The sequence below is a fragment of the Aureimonas phyllosphaerae genome, assembly GCF_047943035.1.
Lineage (GTDB): Bacteria > Pseudomonadota > Alphaproteobacteria > Rhizobiales > Rhizobiaceae > Aureimonas > Aureimonas phyllosphaerae.
Genome location: NZ_CP181348.1, coordinates 3313651 through 3338073, shown reverse-complemented (window position 1 = coordinate 3338073; position 24423 = coordinate 3313651). Strand labels below are relative to the sequence as shown.

General features: G+C 62.2%; 15 protein-coding genes, 2 tRNA genes, 3 rRNA genes and 2 pseudogenes. 9 read left to right on the top strand and 13 right to left on the bottom strand.

Annotated features, from left to right (window positions below; genetic code table 11):
• Nucleotides 1-8 precede the first annotated feature (8 nt).
• From ACLNGM_RS15935 to ACLNGM_RS15910, 6 genes are all read left to right on the top strand, one after another.
• The gene (locus ACLNGM_RS15935) at nt 9-1184 is read left to right on the top strand and encodes a D-alanyl-D-alanine carboxypeptidase family protein (protein WP_416355690.1); all 1176 of its coding nucleotides are present in this window, start codon (nt 9-11) and stop codon (nt 1182-1184) included.
• 2 nt (nt 1185-1186) lie between these two features.
• Nucleotides 1187-1888 carry a dTMP kinase gene (tmk, locus tag ACLNGM_RS15930; RefSeq protein WP_416355689.1) on the top strand — a complete coding sequence of 234 codons (702 nt, stop codon included), beginning with the start codon at nt 1187-1189 and terminating at the stop codon, nt 1886-1888.
• A 5-nt stretch (nt 1889-1893) separates the two neighbouring features.
• A complete protein-coding gene (locus ACLNGM_RS15925) occupies nt 1894-2928 on the top strand; it encodes a DNA polymerase III subunit delta' (protein WP_416355688.1) in 1035 nt (344 codons plus the stop codon).
• Between the two features lie 84 nt (nt 2929-3012).
• Nucleotides 3013-4560: a methionine--tRNA ligase gene (gene metG, locus ACLNGM_RS15920; protein WP_416355687.1), complete on the top strand. Its 1548-nt coding sequence runs from the start codon at nt 3013-3015 to the stop codon at nt 4558-4560.
• A complete protein-coding gene (locus ACLNGM_RS15915) occupies nt 4560-5366 on the top strand; it encodes a TatD family hydrolase (RefSeq protein ID WP_416355686.1) in 807 nt (268 codons plus the stop codon). The genes metG and ACLNGM_RS15915 overlap by 1 nt, the downstream gene beginning before the upstream one ends.
• Entirely contained in the window at nt 5366-6172 is an 807-nt protein-coding gene (locus tag ACLNGM_RS15910; RefSeq protein WP_416355685.1) for an MBL fold metallo-hydrolase, read from the top strand. Before ACLNGM_RS15915 ends, ACLNGM_RS15910 begins: the two co-directional genes overlap by 1 nt.
• Here ACLNGM_RS15910 and ACLNGM_RS15905 read toward each other — a convergent pair.
• On the bottom strand, nt 6169-7128 hold the full coding sequence (locus ACLNGM_RS15905) for an IS481 family transposase (RefSeq protein WP_416354951.1): 960 nt from the start codon (nt 7126-7128) through the stop codon (nt 6169-6171). The genes ACLNGM_RS15910 and ACLNGM_RS15905 overlap by 4 nt on opposite strands.
• 147 nt (nt 7129-7275) lie before the next feature.
• Here ACLNGM_RS15905 and ACLNGM_RS15900 point away from each other — a divergent pair.
• A pseudogene (locus ACLNGM_RS15900) lies at nt 7276-8649 on the top strand (IS701 family transposase).
• 580 nt (nt 8650-9229) lie between these two features.
• Here ACLNGM_RS15900 and ACLNGM_RS15895 read toward each other — a convergent pair.
• A pseudogene (locus ACLNGM_RS15895) lies at nt 9230-10418 on the bottom strand (IS3 family transposase).
• 82 nt (nt 10419-10500) lie between these two features.
• On the opposite strand from ACLNGM_RS15895, the gene ACLNGM_RS15890 reads away from it, so the two are divergent.
• Nucleotides 10501-11151 (top strand): hypothetical protein, encoded by a 651-nt coding sequence (locus ACLNGM_RS15890; RefSeq protein ID WP_416355684.1) that lies wholly within the window; start codon nt 10501-10503, stop codon nt 11149-11151.
• A gap of 75 nt (nt 11152-11226) precedes the next feature.
• Here the strand turns inward: ACLNGM_RS15890 and rrf are convergent.
• The 10 genes from rrf to coaD form a co-directional block, all read right to left on the bottom strand.
• A 5S ribosomal RNA gene (rrf, locus tag ACLNGM_RS15885) occupies nt 11227-11341 on the bottom strand.
• 156 nt (nt 11342-11497) lie between these two features.
• A 23S ribosomal RNA gene (locus ACLNGM_RS15880) occupies nt 11498-14330 on the bottom strand.
• A 522-nt stretch (nt 14331-14852) separates the two neighbouring features.
• Nucleotides 14853-14928, bottom strand: a tRNA-Ala gene (locus ACLNGM_RS15875).
• 71 nt (nt 14929-14999) lie between these two features.
• A tRNA-Ile gene (locus tag ACLNGM_RS15870) sits at nt 15000-15076 on the bottom strand.
• 258 nt (nt 15077-15334) lie between these two features.
• Nucleotides 15335-16815 (bottom strand): 16S ribosomal RNA (locus tag ACLNGM_RS15865).
• Together the 16S, 23S and 5S rRNA genes with 2 tRNA genes alongside form the textbook arrangement of a ribosomal RNA operon.
• A gap of 614 nt (nt 16816-17429) precedes the next feature.
• Nucleotides 17430-18569, bottom strand: a complete 1140-nt coding sequence (gene tgt, locus ACLNGM_RS15860; protein WP_416355683.1) for a tRNA guanosine(34) transglycosylase Tgt — start codon at nt 18567-18569, stop codon at nt 17430-17432.
• Nucleotides 18566-19645 carry a tRNA preQ1(34) S-adenosylmethionine ribosyltransferase-isomerase QueA gene (gene queA / locus ACLNGM_RS15855; RefSeq protein WP_416355682.1) on the bottom strand — a complete coding sequence of 360 codons (1080 nt, stop codon included), beginning with the start codon at nt 19643-19645 and terminating at the stop codon, nt 18566-18568. Before queA ends, tgt begins: the two co-directional genes overlap by 4 nt.
• 10 nt (nt 19646-19655) lie before the next feature.
• Nucleotides 19656-20126, bottom strand: a complete 471-nt coding sequence (locus tag ACLNGM_RS15850; RefSeq protein WP_416355681.1) for a peptidylprolyl isomerase — start codon at nt 20124-20126, stop codon at nt 19656-19658.
• 99 nt (nt 20127-20225) lie between these two features.
• Nucleotides 20226-20765: a peptidylprolyl isomerase gene (locus ACLNGM_RS15845; RefSeq protein ID WP_416358466.1), complete on the bottom strand. Its 540-nt coding sequence runs from the start codon at nt 20763-20765 to the stop codon at nt 20226-20228.
• A 20-nt stretch (nt 20766-20785) separates the two neighbouring features.
• The gene (gene coaD / locus ACLNGM_RS15840; RefSeq protein ID WP_416355680.1) at nt 20786-21283 is read right to left on the bottom strand and encodes a pantetheine-phosphate adenylyltransferase; all 498 of its coding nucleotides are present in this window, start codon (nt 21281-21283) and stop codon (nt 20786-20788) included.
• Between the two features lie 194 nt (nt 21284-21477).
• Between coaD and ACLNGM_RS15835 the strand changes: the two genes are divergently transcribed.
• Nucleotides 21478-21606: a hypothetical protein gene (locus ACLNGM_RS15835; RefSeq protein WP_280137607.1), complete on the top strand. Its 129-nt coding sequence runs from the start codon at nt 21478-21480 to the stop codon at nt 21604-21606.
• Between the two features lie 58 nt (nt 21607-21664).
• Here ACLNGM_RS15835 and gyrA read toward each other — a convergent pair whose 3' ends face one another.
• A complete protein-coding gene (gyrA, locus tag ACLNGM_RS15830) occupies nt 21665-24349 on the bottom strand; it encodes a DNA gyrase subunit A (RefSeq protein ID WP_416358465.1) in 2685 nt (894 codons plus the stop codon).
• Nucleotides 24350-24423 lie beyond the last annotated feature (74 nt).

The window sequence follows — 24423 nt, the reverse complement described above, 5'->3', positions numbered from 1 at the left end:
ATCATCCCTTGCGTCTTCTGCGGAGCGCGGCGCTCCTCGCCGTGATCGGGTTCTCCGGCGTTGCCCAGGCGCAGGATACGGATGCGGCTTTTGTGCCGGATACGGCAGCTAAGGTCGCCGTCATCATGGACGGGAAGACCGGGGGAATTCTGTTCAACAAGAACGGCAGCGCGCCATTTCCTCCGGCATCGCTGGCGAAGATCATGACGGCCGAGCTCCTGTTCGAAGCGCTCGCTTCGGGACGGATCGCGCTTGACGCCACTATGCCGGTTTCCAATCATGCCTGGCGAACGGGCGGGGCGCCGTCGCGCACCGCGACGATGTTTGCCGCCGTGCGATCTTCGGTACCGGTCGAAGCGTTGGAGCGCGGTCTCGTCGTCCAGGCGGCCAACGACGCCGCCATCATCATTGCCGAAGGGCTCGAGGGATCGGAAGCGGCGTTTGCCGCGCGGATGAACGAACGCGCGAAGGCGCTCGGGATGGTCGACAGTCGTTTCGTCAATCCGACGGGACTACCTGAGGGCGGGCAGGAGGTGACGGCCCGCGACATGGCGACGCTCGCGCGGCACGTGCGCCTGACATACCCCGACCGCTACGCTCTCTACGCGCAGCCCGACTTCGAATGGAATAAGATCCTTCAGCGCAACCGGAACACGCTTCTAGCGGCCAAGCCAGGCGCGACAGGGATGGCAACCGGCTTCTCGGAGGAGGGCGGCTACTCGATCGTTGGGGTCGTGGAAGGCGAGGGCAGTGGGATCACCATTCTGGCGCTCGCCGGGCTCGACAAGGAGCAGACCAGGCTGAAGGAGACGATCGCTCTGGCCGATTGGGCAGCGTCGACATTCGAGGAGAAGACGATCTTTCCGGCCGGTACGCCGGTGGCATCCGCGCCGGTTTTCGGCGGGCTGGCGGCATCCGTGCCGCTGGTGCTGGATAGCGATCTCGTGGCGCAGATTCCGAAGCGGCATGCCGACAGGGTCACCGCGCAGGTTCGCTACGATACACCGTTGCAGGCACCGGTTCGCCGGGGGGACAAGATCGGCCGGATCGAACTGCGCATTGAGGACCGTTTCTCGCTGGAGCGCGATCTCTATGCGGGAGAGGACGTTGCCGAGGGCACGTTCGCGGGGCGGGCGGCAGACGCTATCCAGGAACTGGCCTTCGGCTGGATACGGAGCCTTTGAACATGGTTGCGGATGCTGCCGGCGCGCCCCGACGCGGTCGCCTCATCACGTTCGAAGGCCCGGACGGCAGCGGCAAGTCCACGCAGGTGGCGCGGCTGGCGCTTCGTCTGGAGGCGCGCGGCCTGCCGGTTGTGACGACGCGCGAGCCCGGCGGCTCGCCGGGCGCCGATGCGATCAGGCACATCGTCCTGTCCGGCGCGGCGGAGGGACTCGGCGTCGAGACCGAGGCACTCCTTTTCGCGGCGGCGCGCTACGACCATGTCCGCACCGTGATCGCGCCTGCCCTGCGCGATGGTGCCTTCGTCCTGTGCGACCGCTTCTTGGATTCCACTCGCGCCTATCAGGGATCCGTCCCCGGCCTGGACCAGACGTTTCTCGCTGAACTCGAAGCCGCCACCACATCGGACGTTCGCCCGGATCTGACGCTAGTTCTCGACGTGGACAGCGCTGTCAGCCAGGAGCGTATCTCGGCGCGCCGGCAGGCGGAGGCCGCAGACCGGTTCGAGAAGGATGGCCTGGATATTCACCGACGCCGGCGGCAGACGTTTCTGGAGATTGCGGCTCGCGAGCCGGACCGCTGCGTCGTCGTAGCCGGGGGCGGATCGGTCGACGAGATTTCCGACCGCATCGAGCGCATCGTGGTGGAGCGCTTCGGCCTCGAAGGCATGCCTGAGCTTGGTCGGCGCGGCGGGCGGTCGACCTGAACTCGATGGACGTTCGCCCTTCCCACGACGACATCGACGGCATCCCGCCACCGGCCGCCACGCCGTTTCTCGCAGGTCATACGCGGGAGTGGCAGGAACTCGTTGCGGCGTCGAAAAGCGAACGCATGCACCACGCGTGGCTGCTTCAGGGGCCTCGTGGAATCGGCAAGGCAACCCTCGCCTTCGCATTCGCCCGCCATCTCGTGGGGGTGTCTTGGACGTCCGGCGAAGAGCAGACGGTAGCGTTCGATGCCGAAGATCCGATCATCCGTCAGATCGCGTCGGGAGCTCATCCGAATGTCATTCATATCCAGCGAGCCGAGGCCGACCGGAGCGGATACAAGACGCAGATCACCGTCGATGAAATTCGCCGGCTTCAAGGGTTCTTTCGATCCACAGCAACACCCGGTTGGCGGATCGCGATCCTCGATCCGGCCGACGATCTCAACCGGAACGCTGCTAACGCGCTGCTGAAAATTCTCGAAGAACCGCCGGCGCGATCGATCTTCCTGATCACGAACCATGCACCCGGGCGTATCCTGCCGACCATTCGCTCGCGTTGCCGGACGTTGCGGATCGATGGATTGGATTCGCAGACCCTGAAGACGGCCACGCAACGCCTCCTGCCGGACAATGGCGGCGATGACCTCGCAGCCGTCGCCGATCTGGCGCGGGGAAGCCTGCGTCAGGCCATCATTCTCCGACAGGGGGGCGGCGTCGACGTTCTGCGCGAGGCTGACCGGATCCTGGGAAGCGTCGATCAGGACTGGCAGGCCGTTCACGCCCTTCTCGACGGTTTGCAGCAAAAGGGCCGGGAGGTCGCCTTCGACCTCTTCCGCGATCGTCTTTGCGATCGCCTTGCCGAACTGGCCGCCGACGCGGCGTCGAAGGGCAGGGCGCGGGAGGGCGCAGCGATTGCGGGCTTCTGCCTTTCGGAGCAGGCGAGCTTTCGAGAGGCTGCCGCCTACAATCTCGATCGTAAGCAGGCGATCCTTAGCTTCCTTGACCGCTACCGCTCGCTTCGGGCCGGAGCATCCTAATCATGCGCCACGTCGACCTTCGTTGAGCGCGGCGAGCCGATGGGCTATCTCCCATCTCGATACGATCCGGGCAGAAGCAGTACGATGGCCGAACGATTCTACACGACGACCGCGATCTCCTATCCGAACGGAAGTCCGCATATCGGACACGCCTACGAACTGATCGCGACGGACGTGATCGCCCGTTTCAAGCGTCTCGACGGCTTCGATGTCCTGTTCCTGACGGGAACCGACGAGCACGGCATCAAGATGCTCCAGACGGCTCGAAACCTCGGCATCTCGCCGCTCGAACTCGCGGACAAGAACTCGGCGAAGTTCCGGGAGATGGGCCGTCTTCTCGACAGCTCGAACGACGACTTCATCCGTACGACCGAGGGCCGCCACCGCAAGGCGTGCCAGGAAATCTGGCGTCGCATGCTGGAAGCGGGGGACATCTACAAGGGCTCCTACGCCGGCTGGTATTCCGTCCGCGACGAGGCCTATTACGCCGAGGACGAGACGCGCCTTGCGGAAGACGGCAAGCGGCTCGGTCCGCAGGGCACGCCGGTCGAGTGGGTCGAGGAGGAGAGTTACTTCTTCCGCCTTTCGCAGTTCGCCGATCGGCTGCTTGCGCATTACGACGAGCACCCGGATTTCATCGGCCCTGCGGAACGCCGGAACGAGATCGTCTCGTTCGTCCGCTCGGGGTTGAAGGATCTTTCGATCTCCCGCACAACCTTCGATTGGGGCATTCCAGTGCCGGGCGACGAGCGGCACGTCATGTATGTCTGGGTCGACGCGCTGACCAACTACCTGACCGCCACCGGCTTTCCCGATGGCGGCGATCGCGCCGGATTCTGGCCCGCCGATCTTCACGTCATCGGCAAGGACATCGCCCGTTTCCATACGGTCTACTGGCCGGCATTCCTTATGTCGGCCGGGCTGCCGGTTCCCAAGCGCGTTTTCGTGCACGGCTTCCTGTTCAATCGCGGGGAGAAGATGTCGAAGTCGGTCGGCAACGTGATCGATCCGAACGCGCTCGTTTCCGCTTATGGGCTCGACCCGGTGCGCTACTTCCTGCTCCGCGAGGTGCCTTTCGGACAAGACGGAAACTATTCGCACGAAGCGATCGTCGGACGGATGAACTCCGAGCTCGCGAACGATCTCGGCAATCTGGCGCAACGCTCGCTTTCGATGATCGCGAAAAACTGCGACGGCTTCCTGCCGACGCCCGGCGCATTCACCGAGGCGGACGAGGCCATCCTGGCGGCCAGCGGCCAACTGCTTCAGCGTTGCCGTGCAGCGGTGGACCGGCAGGAACTTCACGTCCTCCTCGCCGCCATTGTTTCGGTCGTGTCCGAGACCAATCGCTACTTCGCCGGCGAAGAGCCATGGGTTCTGCGAAAGACCGATCCGGCGCGTATGGGAACGGTTCTCTACGTCACGGCCGAAGTTCTGCGTCGCGTCGCGATCCTGCTTCAGCCGGTCATGCCCGGATCAATCGCCAAGCTCCTCGACTTGCTTGATGTTCCCGATGAGGAGCGGCGCTTCGAGCGTCTCGACCAGGGTTTCATGCTGGGAGCTGGACGGCCGCTTCCGGCGCCGGCCGGCGTCTTTCCGCGCTACGTCGAACCAGTCGCCGACGAGGCCTGATGTCCGATTTCAAACTCGTCGACAGCCACTGTCATCTGGACTTCCCGGATTTCGACGGGGATCGCGAAGCGCTGATCGCCCGCGCCAACGCCGCAGGTGTTGGCCTGATGGTGAGCATCTGCACGCAGGTGACGAACCTCGACCGGGTGCTTGGCGTCGCCGAACGCTTTCCTTGCGTCTACGCCTCGATCGGAACGCATCCGCTGAATGCGGCCGACGAGGAGGAAGTGCCGGTCGACGTTCTCGTCGCACTGTCGTCCCATCCGAAGATCGTGGCGATCGGCGAGGCTGGCTTGGACTACCACTACGATCGCGCACCGCATGACCGGCAGGAGCGTGTCTTCCGCCGTCATATCGAAGCGGCTCGCGAGACGAAACTGCCGCTCGTGATCCACGCTCGCGACGCCGATGCCGATGTCGATCGCATTCTCCGCGACGAAGCCGGGAAGGGGGCCTTCCCCTTCGTTCTTCACTGCTTCACGGCAGGTCGACGTCTTGCCGAGGTCGGGATCGAACTTGGTGGTTACGTCTCCTTTTCCGGCATCGTTGCCTTCAAGAATTCTGGTGAGTTGCGCAGCATCGCAGCGTCGGTCCCGCCCGAGCGGATCCTCGTCGAGACAGATGCGCCATATCTTGCACCGCCTCCCAACCGCGGCAAACGGAACGAGCCGGCCTTCGTGCGCGATACTGCCGAGGCCTTGGCAGACGCGTTGGGGAAAGACTTCGACGCGTTCGCCGGCGAGACGACTGCCAACTTCTTCCGGCTCTTCCGAAAGGTACCGGATCCTCGCTTGAGCCCGCGCTGATGGCCCGGCATCTTCGCCTGACGATCCTTGGATGCGGGTCATCTCCGGGAACGCCGCGGATCACCGGCGACTGGGGTAACTGCGATCCGACCAACCCCCGTAACCGCCGCACCCGCTGTTCGGCCATGGTCGAACTTGTTGACGGCGACGATGTCACGCGCGTGGTCATCGACTGCGGCCCTGATTTTCGCGAGCAGATGCTGGCGGCAAGCGTCACGCGGATCGACGGCCTCCTGATCACGCATCCGCACGCCGACCATATTCATGGTCTCGACGACGTTCGTGGCTATGTCATCGATCACAGGAAGCTCGTAGATCTCTACGCCGACGCCGACACGTACGCACGCCTGTTCGAGGCCTTCGGTTACTGCTTCAGGACGCCGCCCGGGAGTTCCTATGCCCCGATCGTCCGGTACAAGCCGATCGCAGCGGCCGAACCCTTCGTCGTCGAAGGGCAGGCCGGCCCGTTGACGATCCGGCCGTATGCCCAGACCCATGGCACCATCCACTCGCTCGGTTTCCGCATAGGTCCTCTGGCTTATTCCAGTGACGTATCCGACTTCCCGCCTGAAGCGATCGACGTGATCGATGGCGCGGAGCTTCTAGTGGTCGATGCTCTCCAGCATCGTCCGCATCCGAGCCATTTCTCATTGTCACAGGCGCTCGAATGGATCGAGCGCCTTGGCGTGCCTCGGGCGATCCTGACGCATATGCATACGCCGTTGGACTATGAAACCGTCAGCCGAGCTGTGCCCCCATCGGTCCAGCCCGCCTATGATGGCCTGCAGGTTGAGCTGAACCTCTAGATGTTCAGTCCCGGCATCTGGTGGATTGGATTGACGATGAACCGGTCTGGCTCCGAGGTCCAGATTTTGGCGATGTATTCGTAGGGTGTGAGACCGCCAAGTGTCTTGAGCCGACGGCCGAAGTTGTAGGCCGCCATGAAGTCGGCGAGATGCGTTCGAAGCTGATCGTGGCTCTCGTAGTGGAAGCGTTTGACAGTGGCATCCTTGATCGTGCGGTTCATCCGCTCGACCTGACCGTTCGTCCACGGATGGTTCGGCTTGGTCAGCCGATGCTCGATACCGTTTTCCTCGCAGATCATGTCGAAGCGTATCTGCCGGGACCAGGCGGTGTTACGGTTGCGCGGCTGCTCGGCGAACTGGATGCCGTTGTCCGTCAGGATGGTGTGGATCCGATACGGCACGGCTTGCAGCAGCCGCTCCAGGAACTCCCAGGCCGTTTTCCTGTCCGCCTTGTCGACTAGCTGGGTGACGGCGAATTTGCTTGTCCGATCAATGGCCACGAACAGGAAGAGCTTGCCTTCGCCGGTCTGCACCTCGGCAATGTCAAGGTGGAAGAAGCCAGTCGGATAACGTTTGAACTGCTGCCGCTTCGGCTTGTCGCCTTCCACATCCGGCAATCTGGATATGCCATGCCGCTGAAGACATCGGTGCAGCGCTGACCGGGTCAGATGTGGGATCGTCGGCTGTAGCGCGTAGAGGCAGTCATCCAACGGCAGCAGCGTGTGTCGTCGAAACGCGACGACCATCGCCTCCTCGGCCTCGCTCAGTGTCGTCGATCGCGGCTCCTTCGGCCCGGTCTTCATATCCTCCAGGGTCTGGCGTTTGCGCCACTTGGCCACCGTCTTCGGATTGATGCCGAGCTCCCGGCTCAGCGTCGCGAGCGAAGCTTGCGATCGCTGTATTGCTGCTCGGATGGCGTGCGTGGTCGTGGCGCTGCCGTGACGAACCTGTCCCATAGGGCCTCCTTCCATTCCATGGAGAGGATCACACCATCAAACCCTGGGATCCAACACCTAGCACTACTTTGGCAGAATGTGCCTAGAAGGGGTTCCCCGGGCATTTGATCGGTGATTCATAGGAGGTCGGCTTAGGGAGGGCCGACCGTGGGATCGGATCGGCGAGTGGAACTGGAACGGTGGCTGTCGCCGTTCCTGACGGCGCTGGGGCATAAGGCGTGGGCCAGGATATGCCCGGCCTATGTGGCAGGCCTGATCGCGATTGGTGAGCGCAAGAGCATTCAGCCGATGGCGCTGCGCAACGGCGTCGTCGGCTACGATCAGTTGCATCATTTTGTCGGCGCCGGTGTGTGGGACGCAGCGCCCCTGGAGCAGGAACTGGCACGTCAGGCCGATGCGATGCTGGGCGGGGACAAGGCCTTCCTGATCGTCGACGGTGAGCAGGAAAAGCGAATGATCCAGCGAATCATTCGCCTGCGAACGCGCTGCCGAAGAAGGGCGCGCACTCGGTCGGCGTGGCGCCGCAATACGCTTCGGCGCTGGGCAAGAATGCCAACTGCCAGACGCTGGCGTCGCTGACGCTCGCGTCTCGTGAGGTGCCGGTCATGGTGGGCTTGCGGCTGTTCCTGCCCGAGAGCTGGACGAGTGACGAGGCGCGGCTCGCCAGAACCGGTGTGCCGGAGCATCGCAGAGCCTACAGGACCAAACCCGAGATCGCGATCGAGGAGATCGATCGGCTGCGCGCCGCCGGTGTTCGCTTCGGCTGCGTTCTGGCGGATGCGGGATACGGCCTGTCGGCACCGTTCCGACAGGCTCTGAGCGACCGCGGCCTGTCCTGGGCGGTCGGCATCCCCGAACACAAAAGGTCTACCCGTCCGACGTGGCGATGATCTTCCCCGTCGCAAGCCGCGGGCGACCCAGGAAGAACCATATGCCCGACGTCGTCTCGGTTCCGGTCCAGGCCATGCTGGAGAGCGTGCGATGGCGCAAGCTCTCCTGGCGGCGCGGCGTGAAGGGCCCGCTGGCCGCCCGCTTCGCTGCCATCCGCGTGCGCGTGGCAGACGGCCCGCCCCAGCGCATCGGCGCCATGGGCGCACAGCACCTGCCGGGCCAGGAGGTCTGGCTTGTCGGCGAGCATCGCTCGTCGGGCGAGAGGAAGTACTATCTCGCCAATCTGCCACCCGAGACGCCGTTGACGCGCCTCGCCGGCGCCATCAAGGCGCGCTGGGTGTGCGAGCCAAGCGCACCAGCAGATGAAGGAGAAACTCGGCCTCGACCACTTCGAGGGCCGATCATGGGAAAGGCCTTCACCAGCACGCGCTCATGAGCATGATCGCCTTGCTGTTCCTTCAATCTCGCCGCCTGACCGAGGCGAGGCGGGAAAAAAAGAACGGCACGCCCATCACCGTCGGGACCACCGCAACCGAGCTTGCCAGCCGTTCGGGCCGCGCTCATCCAAGCCTTCGCCCAACCGCCCCCAAACATATGCCCGCATTGCAGGCTCCCGCTCATCACCAATGATCTGCCAAAGTAGTGCTAGCGGAGCGACGCAGCCACATATTCGTCGGCCGCCAGCTCAGTCTGTCCGTTTCGCAACAGGCACTCAGTTTACGTTCCATAATCTATATTATAACATGTCTGGAACTTATGATGGAGATGGTGTTGGCGATTAGGTCAGACTCTGATCGCCGCTGTCCCCTGTTTCGGGTTAAGTTTGGTACTCGATCAACGGCGCCACGCAAGCGGACAATTGCTCGGAAGGATTGTGGCCTTGGTGTTCTAAGTTGCCTCGGCAGCAGTGCGTTCTAGGCGAGGCTGGCACCCTCATGATATCATCATCGTCATCGACGTTTCGCTTTGGTAAGCGCCTTCTGTTCGCAAGTTCAGCGGACAACAGTGGAAAATTTCTGCGCTCGAAATGGCTGCGTCGGGTTTTGCGATGTGCTGCTCAGTCACTCACGCGACCCCTGACTATCGATTCTCCACTTTTTCGACCTGGCTGACGGGCTTCGAGAGAATGAAGGCCATCATCAAGCATCGCTCTCCCAGGGGCGAGCGCAAACGGCAAATGTCGCACGGGTAGTGACGTGACCCCCGTTTTTCATCCAGCGGGAGCGAGAGTCCTGTCGTGATCTGAGCCATCGTCGATGGCGGTTGCAAGAGGCCGAAGCGCGGAGCTGTTGTTGAGCGCAGCGTTTCGGCCGGTGGTTTTGGTAATGGTGCGGGCAAAGTCCCGAGGCGTCATCCAGCCGAGCCTGGAGTGCGGTCGTTCCTCGTTGTAGTCCCGCCGCCAGGCTTCCAGCACAGCGCGGACATGCGGCAGGGATCGGAACAACGTCTCGTTCAGAAGCTCGTCGCGCAGCCGTCCGTTGAAGCTCTCGATGAAGCCGTTTGGCTGCGGCTTGCCGGGCGCAATGTAATGCCAGCCAACGCAGGTCTCGTTCGCCCATGTCAGGATCGCGTTGGAGGTGAACTCCGTGCCGTTGTCGCTGACGATGGTCGTCGGGCGCCCGCGACGACGCACGATGGCGTCGAGCTCACGCGCAACCCGCAGACCCGACAGCGACGTGTCGGCGACCAGCACCAGACATTCGCGAGTGCAGTCGTCGACCACGGCCAGGATCCGGAAGCGGCGACCGTCTGTGAGCTGGTCGGACAGAAAGTCCAGGCTCCAGCGCTGGTTGGCGGCCATGGGCGTCTCGATCGGTCGCCGTGTTCCCATGGCCCGTTTGCGCCCGCCGCGACGGCGAACGGTCAGCTTCTCCTCGCGATAAAGCCGCTGGATGCGCTTGCGGTTGACGGCATGGCCCTCCCGCTTCAGCAGGACGTGCAACCGCCTGTAGCCAAACCGACGGCGCTCGCCCGCCAACTCCTTCAGCCGTGCTCGGAGCAACCCATCATCAGGTCGCGTCCCCTCGTATCGAACACTCGCCCGGTCCGCCCCGATCACCCGGCACGCCCGCCGCTCGCTCATCTGGAAGGTCGCAGCAAGGGCGCCACGGCCTCCCGTCTGGCGGCGGGCGTCACCACTTTTTTCCCAGAAGATCCTTCAGCGCGGCGTTGTCGAGCATGGCATCTGCCAGCATCCGCTTCAGGCGGACGTTCTCGTCCTCCAGCCCCTTCAGCCGTCGCACCTCCGACACGTCGAGGCCGCCGTACTTGGCCTTCCACTTGTAGAACGTGGCCGAGCTGACGCCGTGTCTTCGGCAGACCTCAGCCGTTGCAACGCCCGCCTCCTGTTCCCGCAGGATCGCAATGATCTGCTCTTCCGTGAACCGTGACTTCTTCATCCGTCCGTCCCCTATCGTTGGGCGGACTCTAGCCATCCGTGGCTGAAATTCAGGGGGTCACGTCAGTCCGGAGGCAGTTCTGGTGATCCATGTGGGCGGTGTGTACGGCGACGTCCTGGCGAGCCGCGAGCGGTGGGCCCGCACGTGGGAGACGCTTCCCGAGCCGGTTCGGCGCCGGCTGGTTCTGGAGCACGATGACCTCCGGTTCTCGGCGGCGGACACGCTGTGGCTTCACGCCCGGACGGGAGTACGCCTTGTGTTTGACCACCAGCATTTCTGGTGCCTGAACCCGGACGGTTTGGATCTGCGGGAGACGGTGTCGCGGATGCTTTCGACGTGGCCGGCTGGCGAGGTCGCCAAGATCCACTATTCGTCGCCGCGCACGGAGTTGCGCGAGCAGCGGGTGGTGGATCGGGCGACGGGGCGCAAGGTCTTGCGGCCTGTTGCGCCGGTGATGACGGGCCATGCGGATTTCATCAACCCGTTCGAGTTCGTGATGTTTCTGGAGCGGGTGGCGGGTCTCGACTTCGATGTGATGCTGGAGGCGAAGGCGAAGGACCTGGCGCTGTTCCGGCTGCGCGAGGACCTGCGGCGCTATGGCGGGGCCCTGGCGGCGCGCTTCGGCCTCTCAGCGGCTGGGCGGGGTGCCGATCGCGCGGCGAGCGGTGAGGCCGGTGCCGATCGCGCGGCGGCCGACGCAGGTGCGACCGACGCGACCGACGCGGGTGCCTGAACGCCAGAACGCCCGCCTCGGGGTGACCGGGGCGGGCGTTGAAGGGCATGAAGAGAGGGAGGATGCGATTGGCAGACCTGGCAGCGACCGACTTTCCCGCGTCTTAAGACGAAGTATCATGGGCGCTGAGGCGTTTCACGGCCGAGTTCGGAATGGGATCGGGTGCGGCCGCCCCGCTAGAACCACCAGGTCGGCCAATCGCATCAGTCTGGAAGCTGGATTTCGAAGAGAATGAGCTCATGATCTATGCCACCTGGAGCGACAATTCCTATCGGAATTGCGCCGGTATGGCGCCTCGCGACAATCGCTTTGGCGATTGCGCGGGGATGATCATGGGCGAATGAGAACGATCAAGCCGATCGGGCGATTAGTACCGGTCAGCTTCACGCGTTACCGCGCTTCCACATCCGGCCTATCAACGTGGTCGTCTTCCACGGCCCTGATAGGGAATACTCGTTTCCAGGTGGGTTTCCCGCTTAGATGCCTTCAGCGGTTATCCCGTCCATACATAGCTACCCTGCACTGCGGCTGGCGCCACAACAGGTCCACCAGAGGTATGTCCATCCCGGTCCTCTCGTACTAGGGACAGATCCTGTCAATATTCCTGCACCCACGGCAGATAGGGACCGAACTGTCTCACGACGTTCTGAACCCAGCTCACGTACCGCTTTAATTGGCGAACAGCCAAACCCTTGGGACCTGCTCCAGCCCCAGGATGCGATGAGCCGACATCGAGGTGCCAAACAACCCCGTCGATATGGACTCTTGGGGGTCATCAGCCTGTTATCCCCGGCGTACCTTTTATCCGTTGAGCGATGGCCCTTCCACGCGGGACCACCGGATCACTATGACCGACTTTCGTCTCTGCTCGACTTGTCTGTCTCGCAGTCAGGCGGGCTTATGCCATTGCACTCGACGACCGATTTCCGACCGGTCTGAGCCCACCATCGCGCGCCTCCGTTACTCTTTGGGAGGCGACCGCCCCAGTCAAACTACCCACCATACACTGTCCCGGACCCGGATGACGGGCCGCGGTTAGACATCCATGACGATAAGGGTGGTATTTCAAGGATGGCTCCACGCGAGCTGGCGCCCACGCTTCAAAGCCTACCACCTATCCTACACATGCCGACACGAATGCCAGTGTAAAGCTATAGTAAAGGTGCACGGGGTCTTTCCGTCTGACCGCAGGAACCCCGCATCTTCACGGGGAATTCAATTTCACTGAGTCTGCGTTGGAGACAGCGGGGAAGTCGTTACGCCATTCGTGCAGGTCGGAACTTACCCGACAAGGAATTTCGCTACCTTAGGACCGTTATAGTTACGGCCGCCGTTTACTGGGGCTTCGATTCAGAGCTTGCACCCCTCCTCTTAACCTTCCAGCACCGGGCAGGCGTCAGACCCTATACGTCGTCTTGCGACTTCGCAGAGCCCTGTGTTTTTGATAAACAGTCGCTACCCCCTGGTCTGTGCCACCACCACAAGCTTGCGCCCGTGGAGGTCACGCTTCTTCCGAAGTTACGCGTGCAATTTGCCGAGTTCCTTCAACGCAGTTCTCTCAAGCGCCTTGGTATGCTCTACCAGTCCACCTGTGTCGGTTTCGGGTACGGTCTATACGGTGGGGCTATTTCCTGGGACCCCTTCGCAGCCGACCCAATCCAATAAGGGTCGACAACACACGGGATCCGTCACTCACCACCAGGCCCACGACTATTAACGTGGTTCCCATCGACTACGCCTTTCGGCCTCGCCTTAGGGGCCGGCTCACCCTGCTCAGATTAACTTTAAGCAGGAACCCTTGGACTTTCGGCGAGGGTGTCTCTCACACCCTTTATCGTTACTCATGTCAGCATTCGCACTTCCCATACCTCCAGAGGTCCTCACGGATCCTCCTTCAACGGCCTAGGGAACGCTCCGCTACCGCTTACGCCAGAGGCGTAAACCCGAAGCTTCGGTGTATGGCTTGAGCCCCGTTACATTTTCGGCGCAAGAACCCTTAAATCTAGACCAGTGAGCTGTTACGCTTTCTTTAAATGATGGCTGCTTCTAAGCCAACATCCTGGTTGTTTTGGGATTCTCACATCCTTTCCCACTTAGCCATAACTTGGGGACCTTAGCTGTCGGTCAGGGTTGTTTCCCTCTTCACGACGGACGTTAGCACCCGCCGTGTGTCTGCCGACTAGTACTTCCAGGTATTCGGAGTTTGATTGGGTTTGGTAAGACGGTGAGTCCCCCTAGCCCATTCAGTGCTCTACCCCCTGGAGTATTCGGTCGACGCTCTACCTAAATAGATTTCGCGGAGAACCAGCTATTTCCGAGTTTGATTGGCCTTTCACCCCTAGCCACAAGTCATCCCAATCTATTGCAACAGATGCGGGTTCGGTCCTCCAGTGCGTGTTACCGCACCTTCAACCTGCTCATGGCTAGATCACTCGGTTTCGGGTCTAATCCGACGAACTGAACGCCCTGTTCAGACTCGCTTTCGCTGCGCCTACACCTATCGGCTTAAGCTCGCTCGCCAGACTAAGTCGCTGACCCATTATACAAAAGGTACGCAGTCACCCAGGACAAACCTTGGGCTCCTACTGTTTGTAGGCATCCGGTTTCAGGTTCTCTTTCACTCCCCTTGTCGGGGTGCTTTTCACCTTTCCCTCACGGTACTGGTTCACTATCGGTCATGCACGAGTACTTAGGCTTGGAGGGTGGTCCCCCCAATTTCAGACAGGATTTCACGTGTCCCGCCCTACTCATGGACCATCTCAGACATTGCGCCTACGGGACTATCACCCACTCTTGTCAGGCTTTCCAACCTGTTCGGCTTCTTCTCAAGATGGTCACTGGCCTGGTCCGCGTTCGCTCGCCACTACTAACGGAGTCTCGGTTGATGTCCTTTCCTTCGGGTACTTAGATGTTTCAGTTCCCCGAGTTCGCTTCTAACCCCTATGTATTCGAAGGTTAGATACCTCGCTGTTGAACCTTGGTCACCGCAACACCACCGGACAGCTCATCGCCATCCAGTGCCGTTCCGATCTGACCAAGGCTCGGAGGTGGGTTGCCCCATTCGGAAATCCACGGATCAAAGCTTATTCGCAGCTCCCCATGGCTTATCGCAGCGTATCACGTCCTTCATCGCCTGTGCATGCCAAGGCATTCACCAGATGCCCTTAAGACACTTGATCGTTCTCATCGCCCATGATCATCAGTTCTCAGCTCCGCTCACGCCGATCGCCTATCGAGGCGATCGTCTGCGCGGGGCGCGCCGCACGAGCGGCGACGGCCGGTCGGCCTTGCGAACCCTCATCGGGTTCGGGGCGTCTCGTTCGTCATCGTCGGCTTTGCTGCTGAGAAGAGAGAGATGCTCATGTGCGCTTCATTCTCTTCGAGCCATGCAAACACCGGCCCGCGTGCAACGGGGATCGGCGTCCTGCAGCATGGCTCATGCCAATCCCACCCCGGCTAGAGGCGGAACTGGCGAAAGACCAGCTTCCAGAGACGAACCCCAAGGGCGGCGGTCAGGCACACCCATCCAACAGAAGCCCTCGTTTGACCCGGTCGGGCGATGAACCCTTCCAGCGAGGAACCTCGGACCAGTCCACCCGTGCGTTGCCGCCAGGTGACCCGTCAGGATCCGTCTTCTCTTCACATGTTCAAGAACGGGCGACACAACCAAAGCCGTGCCGCAAACTTTGCTTTCTTCCGAATGGTGGAGCTTGTCGGGTTCGAACCGACGACCCCCTGCTTGCAAAGCAGGTGCTCTCCCAGCTGAGCTAAAGCCCCTATTCGAGGACCAAACCGCAACCCTGGGAGGGACCCCCGGGTCCACCACGCCCCTTCCTCACGAAGAAGCATGGTGGGCCCGGGTAGATTCGAACTACCGACCTCACCCTTATCAGGGGTGCGCTCTAACCAACTGAGCTACGGGCCCGAACTCTCGTCCGTCATCGGCACCGCATCGCTCTATCAGCGCTGCGGCCACCACCACCATTCGAGGAAGAAAGAGAAACATGGGCGGCGATGCCGGCCATCACCCCAATCCCACAACCGAAGCTGCTTGGACAGGGCCTAGTCTATGTCGACAACAGCCTGACTGGCCGTCGTCTTGTTCTAAAACAGACCGATACGGTGGTCCCGGGCGCCGATCCGAGGATCGGGGGCCAAGAGGCCGTCAAAGGTCCATCCTTAGAAAGGAGGTGATCCAGCCGCAGGTTCCCCTACGGCTACCTTGTTACGACTTCACCCCAGTCGCTGACCCTACCGTGGTCGCCTGCCTCCCTCGCGGGTTAGCGCAACGCCTTCGGGTAGAACCAACTCCCATGGTGTGACGGGCGGTGTGTACAAGGCCCGGGAACGTATTCACCGTGGCATGCTGATCCACGATTACTAGCGATTCCAACTTCATGCACTCGAGTTGCAGAGTGCAATCCGAACTGAGACGGCTTTTGGGGATTAGCTCACCATCGCTGGCTGGCTGCCCACTGTCACCGCCATTGTAGCACGTGTGTAGCCCAGCCCGTAAGGGCCATGAGGACTTGACGTCATCCCCACCTTCCTCCGGCTTATCACCGGCAGTCCCCCTAGAGTGCCCAACCAAATGCTGGCAACTAGGGGCGAGGGTTGCGCTCGTTGCGGGACTTAACCCAACATCTCACGACACGAGCTGACGACAGCCATGCAGCACCTGTGTCCACGTCCCGAAGGAATGACCCCATCTCTGAGGACGTCGTGGCATGTCAAGGGCTGGTAAGGTTCTGCGCGTTGCTTCGAATTAAACCACATGCTCCACCGCTTGTGCGGGCCCCCGTCAATTCCTTTGAGTTTTAATCTTGCGACCGTACTCCCCAGGCGGGAAGCTTAATGCGTTGGCTGCGCCACCGAAAGGTAAACCCCCCGACGGCTAGCTTCCATCGTTTACGGCGTGGACTACCAGGGTATCTAATCCTGTTTGCTCCCCACGCTTTCGCACCTCAGCGTCAGTATCGGACCAGTGAGCCGCCTTCGCCACTGGTGTTCCTGCGAATATCTACGAATTTCACCTCTACACTCGCAATTCCACTCACCTCTTCCGAACTCAAGACACCCAGTATCAAAGGCCGTTCCGGGGTTGAGCCCCGGGATTTCACCCCTGACTTAAATGTCCGCCTACGTGCGCTTTACGCCCAGTAATTCCGAACAACGCTAGCCCCCTTCGTATTACCGCGGCTGCTGGCACGAAGTTAGCCGGGGCTTCTTCTCCGGGTACCGTCATTATCGTCCCCGGTGAAAGAGCTTTACAACCCTAGGGCCTTCATCACTCACGCGGCATGGCTGGATCAGGCTTGCGCCCATTGTCCAATATTCCCCACTGCTGCCTCCCGTAGGAGTTTGGGCCGTGTCTCAGTCCCAATGTGGCTGATCATCCTCTTAGACCAGCTACCGATCGTCGCCTTGGTAGGCCTTTACCCCACCAACTAGCTAATCGGACGCGGGCTCATCCTGAACCGATAAATCTTTGCCCCTCAGGGCACATGCGGTATTAATTCCAGTTTCCCGGAGCTATCCCGCAGTTCAGGGTAGATTCCCACGCGTTACTCACCCGTCTGCCACTCCCCTTGCGGGGCGTTCGACTTGCATGTGTTAAGCCTGCCGCCAGCGTTCGTTCTGAGCCAGGATCAAACTCTCAGGTTTGATAAGAGTTATCCCGACTTCAAGTCACTGTCTCAAAGCATCAACGAGAGTTTGTACCGGACAACACAAACCAGCCAGCCAGGCTCACGCCCAACCAGCCAGCAAACATGCCGTCCGCTCTCATCTCAACGAAACGTGTCTATCGTCGGTTCAGCTCTCGGACATAACCCAGGGCGAAAAGGATATCGCCCCAAGCCGTCCTCGGCCAACACCGCCGTCCACGTCTCTCTTTCTTCCGTTCTCTCTTCAATTCTCAAAGAACCCGGCAAACCACAACAGTCCGCCGCTCGGGTGACCAACCTGGCCAGCCACCCTTCAAGCATGCCAGAAGCAAACTCGAAAAAACTCGTCCGACACTCACAAGAGGCGCAAAACCGAGCCAGCCAGCCATCCCCTCCCAGAAATCCCGGAAGAACACAACCGCCAACCCAACTTCCCGGCAAACCAACCAGACCGCCTCAGCCGTCCAACCCGTCCGCCCCGGCGCCACCGCCGTCGTCGATGAGCGGCTTATAGGGGGAGATACGCAGGAAGGTCAACAGGGAAATGCGGGGGAAAGGGGAAAAAAGTGGTCGGAGCTTCTCCATGAGGCCTCTTGGTCCTGAGCGAGGCGCTCAGCGCCGGGATGCTCCCCTCGCCTCCTCACCCTTCGCCCAGCCCTCGGTGGTCTCGGCGACGAAGTCGCCGAACCGTCCGGTTTCGATAGCCTGCCGAGCGCCCGCCATCAGCGTTTGGTAGTAGGCGAGATTGTTCCAGGTCAGCAGCATTGCGCCGAGTGTTTCCTCGGTGCGGACGAGATGGTGAAGGTAGGCCCTCGCATAGTCCCGCGATGCCGGGCAATCGGAATGCTCATCCAGCGGCGAGGCATCTTCGGCGTGCCGGGCATTTCGCAGGTTGATGCGCCCATAGCGCGTGAAGGCGAGCCCGTGGCGTCCCGCTCGGGTTGGCATCACGCAGTCGAACATGTCGATCCCGCGCGCGATTGACAGCAGAAGATCGTCCGGCGTGCCGACGCCCATGAGGTAGCGTGGCTTCTCCACCGGCAACACCGGAACCGTTTCCTCGAGAATGCGAAGCATCACCTCCTGCGGCTCGCCGACGGCAAGCCCGCCGACGGCATAGCCCTTCAGCTCCATGGCTCGTAGGCGTTCGGCCGAGCGGACCCGGAGATCCACGACGTCGCCGCCCTGAACGATGCCGAACATCGCCTTGCCGGGTTGATTGCCGAAGGCGATGGCGCAGCGTTCTGCCCAGCGCAGCGAGAGCTCCATGGCCCGATCGACCTCCGGACGCTCCGCGGGCAGACGGATGCATTCGTCGAGTTGCATCTGGATATCGCTGTCGAGCAGTCCTTGGATCTCGATCGAACGCTCGGGCGTCAACTCATGCACCGAGCCATCGACATGGGACCTGAACGTGACGCCCTTCTCGGACATCTTCCGCAGGCTCGCGAGCGACATCACCTGAAATCCGCCTGAGTCCGTCAGGATCGGATAGGGCCAGCGGGCAAACTCGTGTAGCCCGCCGAGGCGTGCCACGCGTTCGGCGCCGGGACGCAGCATCAGGTGGTAGGTGTTGCCCAGAATAATATCCGATCCGAGATCGCGAACCTGATCGAGATACATCGCCTTGACCGTCGCGGCCGTCCCGACGGGCATGAAGGCGGGCGTGCGGATCTCGCCGCGCGGCATGCGGATTGTGCCGCGCCGGGCCAGACCATCGGTCGCGGATACGTTGAACTGGAACTCGGTCAAGCGCTGCGCTCCAGGAGACAGGCGTCCCCGTAGGAATAGAAACGGTAGCCGCCGGCAATCGCGTGATCGTATGCGGCGCGCATTCGGTCGAGGCCGCTGAAGGCCGACACCAGCATGAAAAGCGTCGAACGCGGCAGGTGAAAGTTCGTCATGAGCGCGTCGACCGCCCGGAACTGGAAGCCTGGCGTGATGAAGATGTCGGTCGCATCCGAGAACGGTTCGATCCGCCCCGTCGCGCGCGCTGCGCTTTCCAGAAGGCGAAGCGATGTCGTGCCGACAGCAACGATCCGGCGCCCCTCGTCCCGCGCAATCTGCAATCGCTCCGCGACGTCCTTCGTTACGACGCCAATTTCGCTGTGCATGCGGTGCTCGGTCGTATCGTCGGCCTTGACCGGCAGGAACGTACCTGCGCCGACGTGCAGAGTAACAAACTCCTGCATTACGCCGCGGTATTCGAGCTTTGCCAGAAGCTCCGGCGTGAAATGGAGGCCCGCAGTCGGGGCGGCAACCGCACCTTCCTCGCGGGCGAAGACCGTCTGATAGTCGCGCAGGTCGTCGTCGTCGACCGCGCGCTTCGATGCGATGTAGGGCGGAAGAGGCAAATGCCCGACGACCGAGATCGCCGCGTCGAGTTCGGGGCCGGCCAGTGTAAACCGGAGGTCGACCTCGCCGCCCTCCCCTTTCTCGAGGACGACGGCTTCGAGGCCGGGATCTATCGCGGTGCCGGACGAGAATACGACGAGATCGCCGACCTTGATCCGCTTGCCTGGCCGCATGAAGGCCTTCCAGCGATCGAGCGCGATGCGCATGTGTAGCGTCGCGTCGACTGCTACGCGGGACGATCCATCCGAGCCGGCCCTTATCCGCTCACCGGTCAGCTGGGCCGGGATGACCTTGGTGTCGTTGAAGACGAGGACGTCCCCTTCGCGCAGAAAGTCCGGCAGGTCGCCCACCCGGCAATCCGCGAATGGACCCGACGCGGGGACATAGAGAAGCCTGGCGGATTCGCGCGGAAGAGCGGGTCGCAAGGCGATCCGCTCTTCCGGCAGTTCGAAGTCGAAGAGATCGACTTGCACGGGAACCTTGTCAGATGTCCGCGGCGACGCGCATGGTGGTGATCGAGTCGGGATCGCGGACCGGCTCGCCACGCTTGATCTTGTCAACGGCGTCCATGCCCTCGACGACCTCGCCCCAGACCGAATACTGGCGATCCAGCCAGGGCGCGCGCTCGAAGCAGATGAAGAACTGCGAGTTGGCGCTGTTCGGGTTGGCCGTGCGCGCGGCCGACACCGTCCCGCGCTTGTGCGGCTCGGCCGAGAATTCCGCCTTCAGGTCCGGCTTGTCGGAACCACCGGTGCCGGTGCCCGTCGGATCGCCGGCCTGGGCCATGAAGCCGTCGATCACCCGGTGGAACACGACGCCGTCGTAGAAGCCTTCGCGAGCGAGCTCCTTGACGCGGGCGACGTGGCCCGGCGCGAGATCAGGCCGCAGCTTGATGACGACCTGCCCCTTCGTCGTTTCCAGAACCAGCGTGTTCTCGGGATCTTCGAAGGCCATTGTGCGTCTCCTATCAATGACGGAGGGCGATCCGACAGACTCGGATCGCCCAGATGCTTGCGTGAATGGATGAAGCGCCCTGCGGTTGCAAGGCCGATATCAGCGGGTCTCGACCTTCACCATCTTGTCGGGGTTCTCGACGGTGCCGTTGTTGGCCTCGTCACCCTTCTTGATCTTGTCGACGACGTCCATGCCCTTGGTCACTTCGCCGACCACCGTGTACTGGCCGTTCAGGAAGTCGCCGTCGGCGAGCATGATAAAGAACTGGGAGTTGGCGGAGTTCGGGTCCTGCGCGCGCGCCATGCCGACCGTGCCGCGCTTGAACGGCGTGTCGGAGAACTCGGCCTTGAGGTCCGGCTTGTCCGAGCCGCCCATGCCGGTGCCGGTCGGATCACCGGTCTGGGCCATGAAGCCGTCGATCACGCGGTGGAAGACGACGCCGTTGTAGAAGCCTTCCTTCGCGAGCGCCTTGATCTGCTCGACATGCTTGGGCGCCAGATCCGGGCGGAGCTTGACGTCGATCTCGCCCTTGTTGGTCTCGATGACCAGCGTATCGCCGGCGGCTGTCTGTGCGTGCGCCGGCGCAATCGCGGACATCGCGACGGCCGCGAGGAGACCAAGGGTCGGAAGAAATTTCATCATCGAACTCCGGGCAGCCCTCAGGAAGACGAGAGCTTGGGTTTCAGGGCGGCGGCGACGGGCTCCGGTACGAAAGAGGAAACGTCCCCACCCATCTTGGCGATCTGGCGGACCAATGTGGCCGTAATGGGCCTGGTGGCAGGCGATGCCGGCAGGAACAGGGTCGTCAGATCCGGCATCATCGCGCCGTTCATGCCGGCCATCTGCATTTCGTAGTCGAAATCGGTGGCATCGCGCAGGCCGCGGACGATGGCGACGGCTCCCTGGCGACGTGCCTCCTCCACGACGAGGTCGTTGAAGAAGGACACCCGCACCTGCGCTGACATCGCAGTCTCGGTCTCCAGGCTATTGCGGATGAGTTCGGCACGTTCCTGCGGCGAAAACAGCGGCGTCTTGCCCGGATGCACGCCGATCGCGACCACGATCTCGTCGAAGAGGCGCGAGGCGGAGCGCAATACGTCGATATGCCCGAGGGTCGGCGGATCGAAGCTACCGGCATAGATGGCGATACGGCTCATGACGACTCGCTAACCACGTTCGAAGTCTGACGACCCCTCTTGAACCGGCTAGGGCGTCGATACCATTTTGCAAAGCATTGGACCGGCATACTGGCGAAAGAAGATCGCGTCGCGTGAACGCGAAGCGGATCGATCCATGGCGGGAACGATTCGTCAACCATTCACGTTATGGCGTTGTATTCCGGAGGAAATCCATGCTGTTTCTTGCTCTTTCGCTCGCGATGGTCGCCTCGCTGTCCACCGCTACGGTGATCGCGATGCACAACGAGGCGAGCAAGCAGCGTGCGCGCGCTTTTGCGCGTAAGCCGAAAATTCTTGGTTGAGGACATATCGCGGCAACCACGCCTGAAGCTGCTACCGCGATAAATCCCCCCAGCCCGGTCAGTCTTCCGACGTCTCCGAAGACGGATCAGCGGTTGCGTCCGCCAGGGCTGGTTCTTCCGTACCCTGATCCGGGATGCGCTCCACCGAAACCACCCGTTCGTTATCAGCCGTGTTGAAGATCGTCACGCCCTTCGTTGCGCGACCGGCAATGCGGATGCCCTCGACTGGAACGCGGATCATCTGTCCGCGATCCGAGATCATTAGCACTTGATCTCCAGATTCCACCGGGAAGCCCGCAACCAGTCGACCGATATCGGCCACGCGCCCGATGTCTGTTGCACGGATGCCCTTGCCACCGCGACCACTGGTGCGGAAGTCGTAGGACGAGGAGCGCTTGCCGAAGCCGAACTCGCTTAAGGTAAGGACGAACTCCTCGCGTGCCCCGAGATCCGCATAACGCTCGGCACTAATCGACACGCTCTCCGCGGCTTCCTCGTCCGCCACCTCTTCGGCGACGTCGCCCTCGACCGCCCGCCGCTTGCGCAGATAATCGGCTCGCTCTGCCGGTGTTGCCTCCACGTGCCTAAGGATGGCCATCGAGATTAGGCGATCGTTCTCGCCGAGCGCCATGCCCCGGACACCGACCGAATTGCGGCCAGTGAACACGCGCACGTCCGTGACCGGGAAGCGGATGCAAAGTCCCGCCGACGACACGAGCAGAACGTCGTCGTCCTCGCCGCAGACGGCAACCGCCAGAATCTCGTCTTCCGCCTCTTCCAGCTTCATCGCGATCTTGCCGTTGCGGTTCACCTGCGTGAAATCCGACAGCTTGTTGCGGCGAACCGTTCCCTTGGTGGTCGCGAACATCACGTTCAGCCGCTCGGCCGCTTCCTCCTCGCTGGGAAGCGGGAGGATCGAGGTGATGCGCTCGCCCTTCTCCAGCGGCAACATGTTCACGAGTGCCTTGCCCCGCGACTGCGGGGTGGCCAGCGGCAAGCGCCAGACCTTTTCCTTGTAGACGATGCCACGTGAGGAAAAGAACAGGACGGGCGTGTGGGTGTTCGCGACGAAGAGCCGGGTGACCGAGTCTTCCTCGTCCTTCAGCGACATGCCGGAGCGGCCCTTTCCGCCGCGCCGCTGCGCCCGATAGATGCTGAGCGGGACACGCTTGATGTAGCCGCCGTGGCTGACGGTCACGACCATGTCCTCGCGCGGGATCAGGTCCTCGTCGTCGAGGTCGGCTGCGCCTTCGAGGAGCAGCGTGCGACGCGGGGTCGCGAACTCGTCGCGGACCGCCGTCAGCTCGTCCTTGATGATCTCGCGCACGCGCACCCGCGAGGACAGGATCTCGAGGTAGTCACGGATCTCATTCCCGATCGTGTTCAGCTCGTCGCCGATCTCGTCGCGTCCGAGGGCGGTCAGGCGCTGCAGTCGGAGGTCGAGGATCGCGCGCGCTTGCGTCTCCGACAGCCTGTAGGTGCCGGCGTCACTGATGCGATGACGCGGATCGTCGATGAGGCGGATCAGCGGCGCGACGTCCTTCGCCTCCCATTCCCGCTCCATCAGCTGCTCGCGCGCCGTCGTCGGGTCGGGCGCATGGCGGATCAGTTTGATGATCTCGTCGATGTTGGCGACCGCGATCGCGAGGCCGACCAGGACGTGAGCCCGCTCGCGCGCCTTGCGCAGAAGGTACTTCGTGCGGCGCTGTACTACCTCTTCGCGGAACGCCACGAAGGCGGACAACATGTCGAGGAGATTCATCTGCTCCGGCTTGCCGCCGTTCAGCGCCACCATGTTGGCACCGAACGTCGTCTGCAGGGGCGTGAACCGATAGAGCTGGTTCAGGATGACGTCGGATGAGGCATCGCGCTTGCACTCGATGACGACGCGATAGCCCTCGCGATCGCTCTCGTCTCGAATGTCGGAGATGCCTTCGACGCGCTTTTCGCGCACCAAGTCGGCCATCTTCTCGATCATCGAGGCCTTGTTCACCTGATACGGGATCTCGGTGATGACGATCGCCTCGCGGTCGCCGCGCATTTCCTCGATGTGCACCTTGCCGCGCATCAGGATCGAACCGCGCCCGGTGGCGTACGCGCTCTGGATGCCCGCACGACCGAGCACGATGGCGCCGGTCGGGAAGTCCGGACCCGGAACGATGTCCATCAGGTCCGTCAGCTGCAGCGCCGGATTGTCGATCAGCGCGACGCAGCCGTCGATCAGTTCGCCGAGATTGTGCGGCGGGATATTCGTCGCCATGCCGACGGCGATGCCGCCCGAACCGTTGAGGAGGAGGTTCGGGACGCGCGCCGGAAGCACGACCGGCTCTTGCTCGCGGCCGTCGTAATTGTCCTGGAAGTCGACCGTTTCCTTGTCGATGTCCGCCAGGATTGCGTCGGACACCTTCTCGAGCCGGCATTCGGTGTAGCGCATGGCTGCCGGCGGATCGCCGTCGATCGAACCGAAGTTCCCCTGCCCGTCGATCAGCGGCGCTCGCAGCGAGAAGTCCTGCGCCATGCGCACCAGCGCGTCGTAGATCGAGGCATCGCCGTGAGGATGGTACTTACCCATCACCTCGCCGACGACGCCGGCGGACTTGCGATAGGACTTGTTCCAGACCAGTCCCATCTCGCTCATCGCGTAGAGCACGCGCCGATGCACCGGCTTCAACCCGTCGCGAACGTCGGGAAGCGCTCGGCTCACGATCACGCTCATCGCGTAGTCGAGATAGGAACGCTGCATCTCCTCGATGATGGAGACCGGCTCGATCCCCGTCGAACGCTCGGGCTGGATGGAATCGGGAGGAAGATCGGACA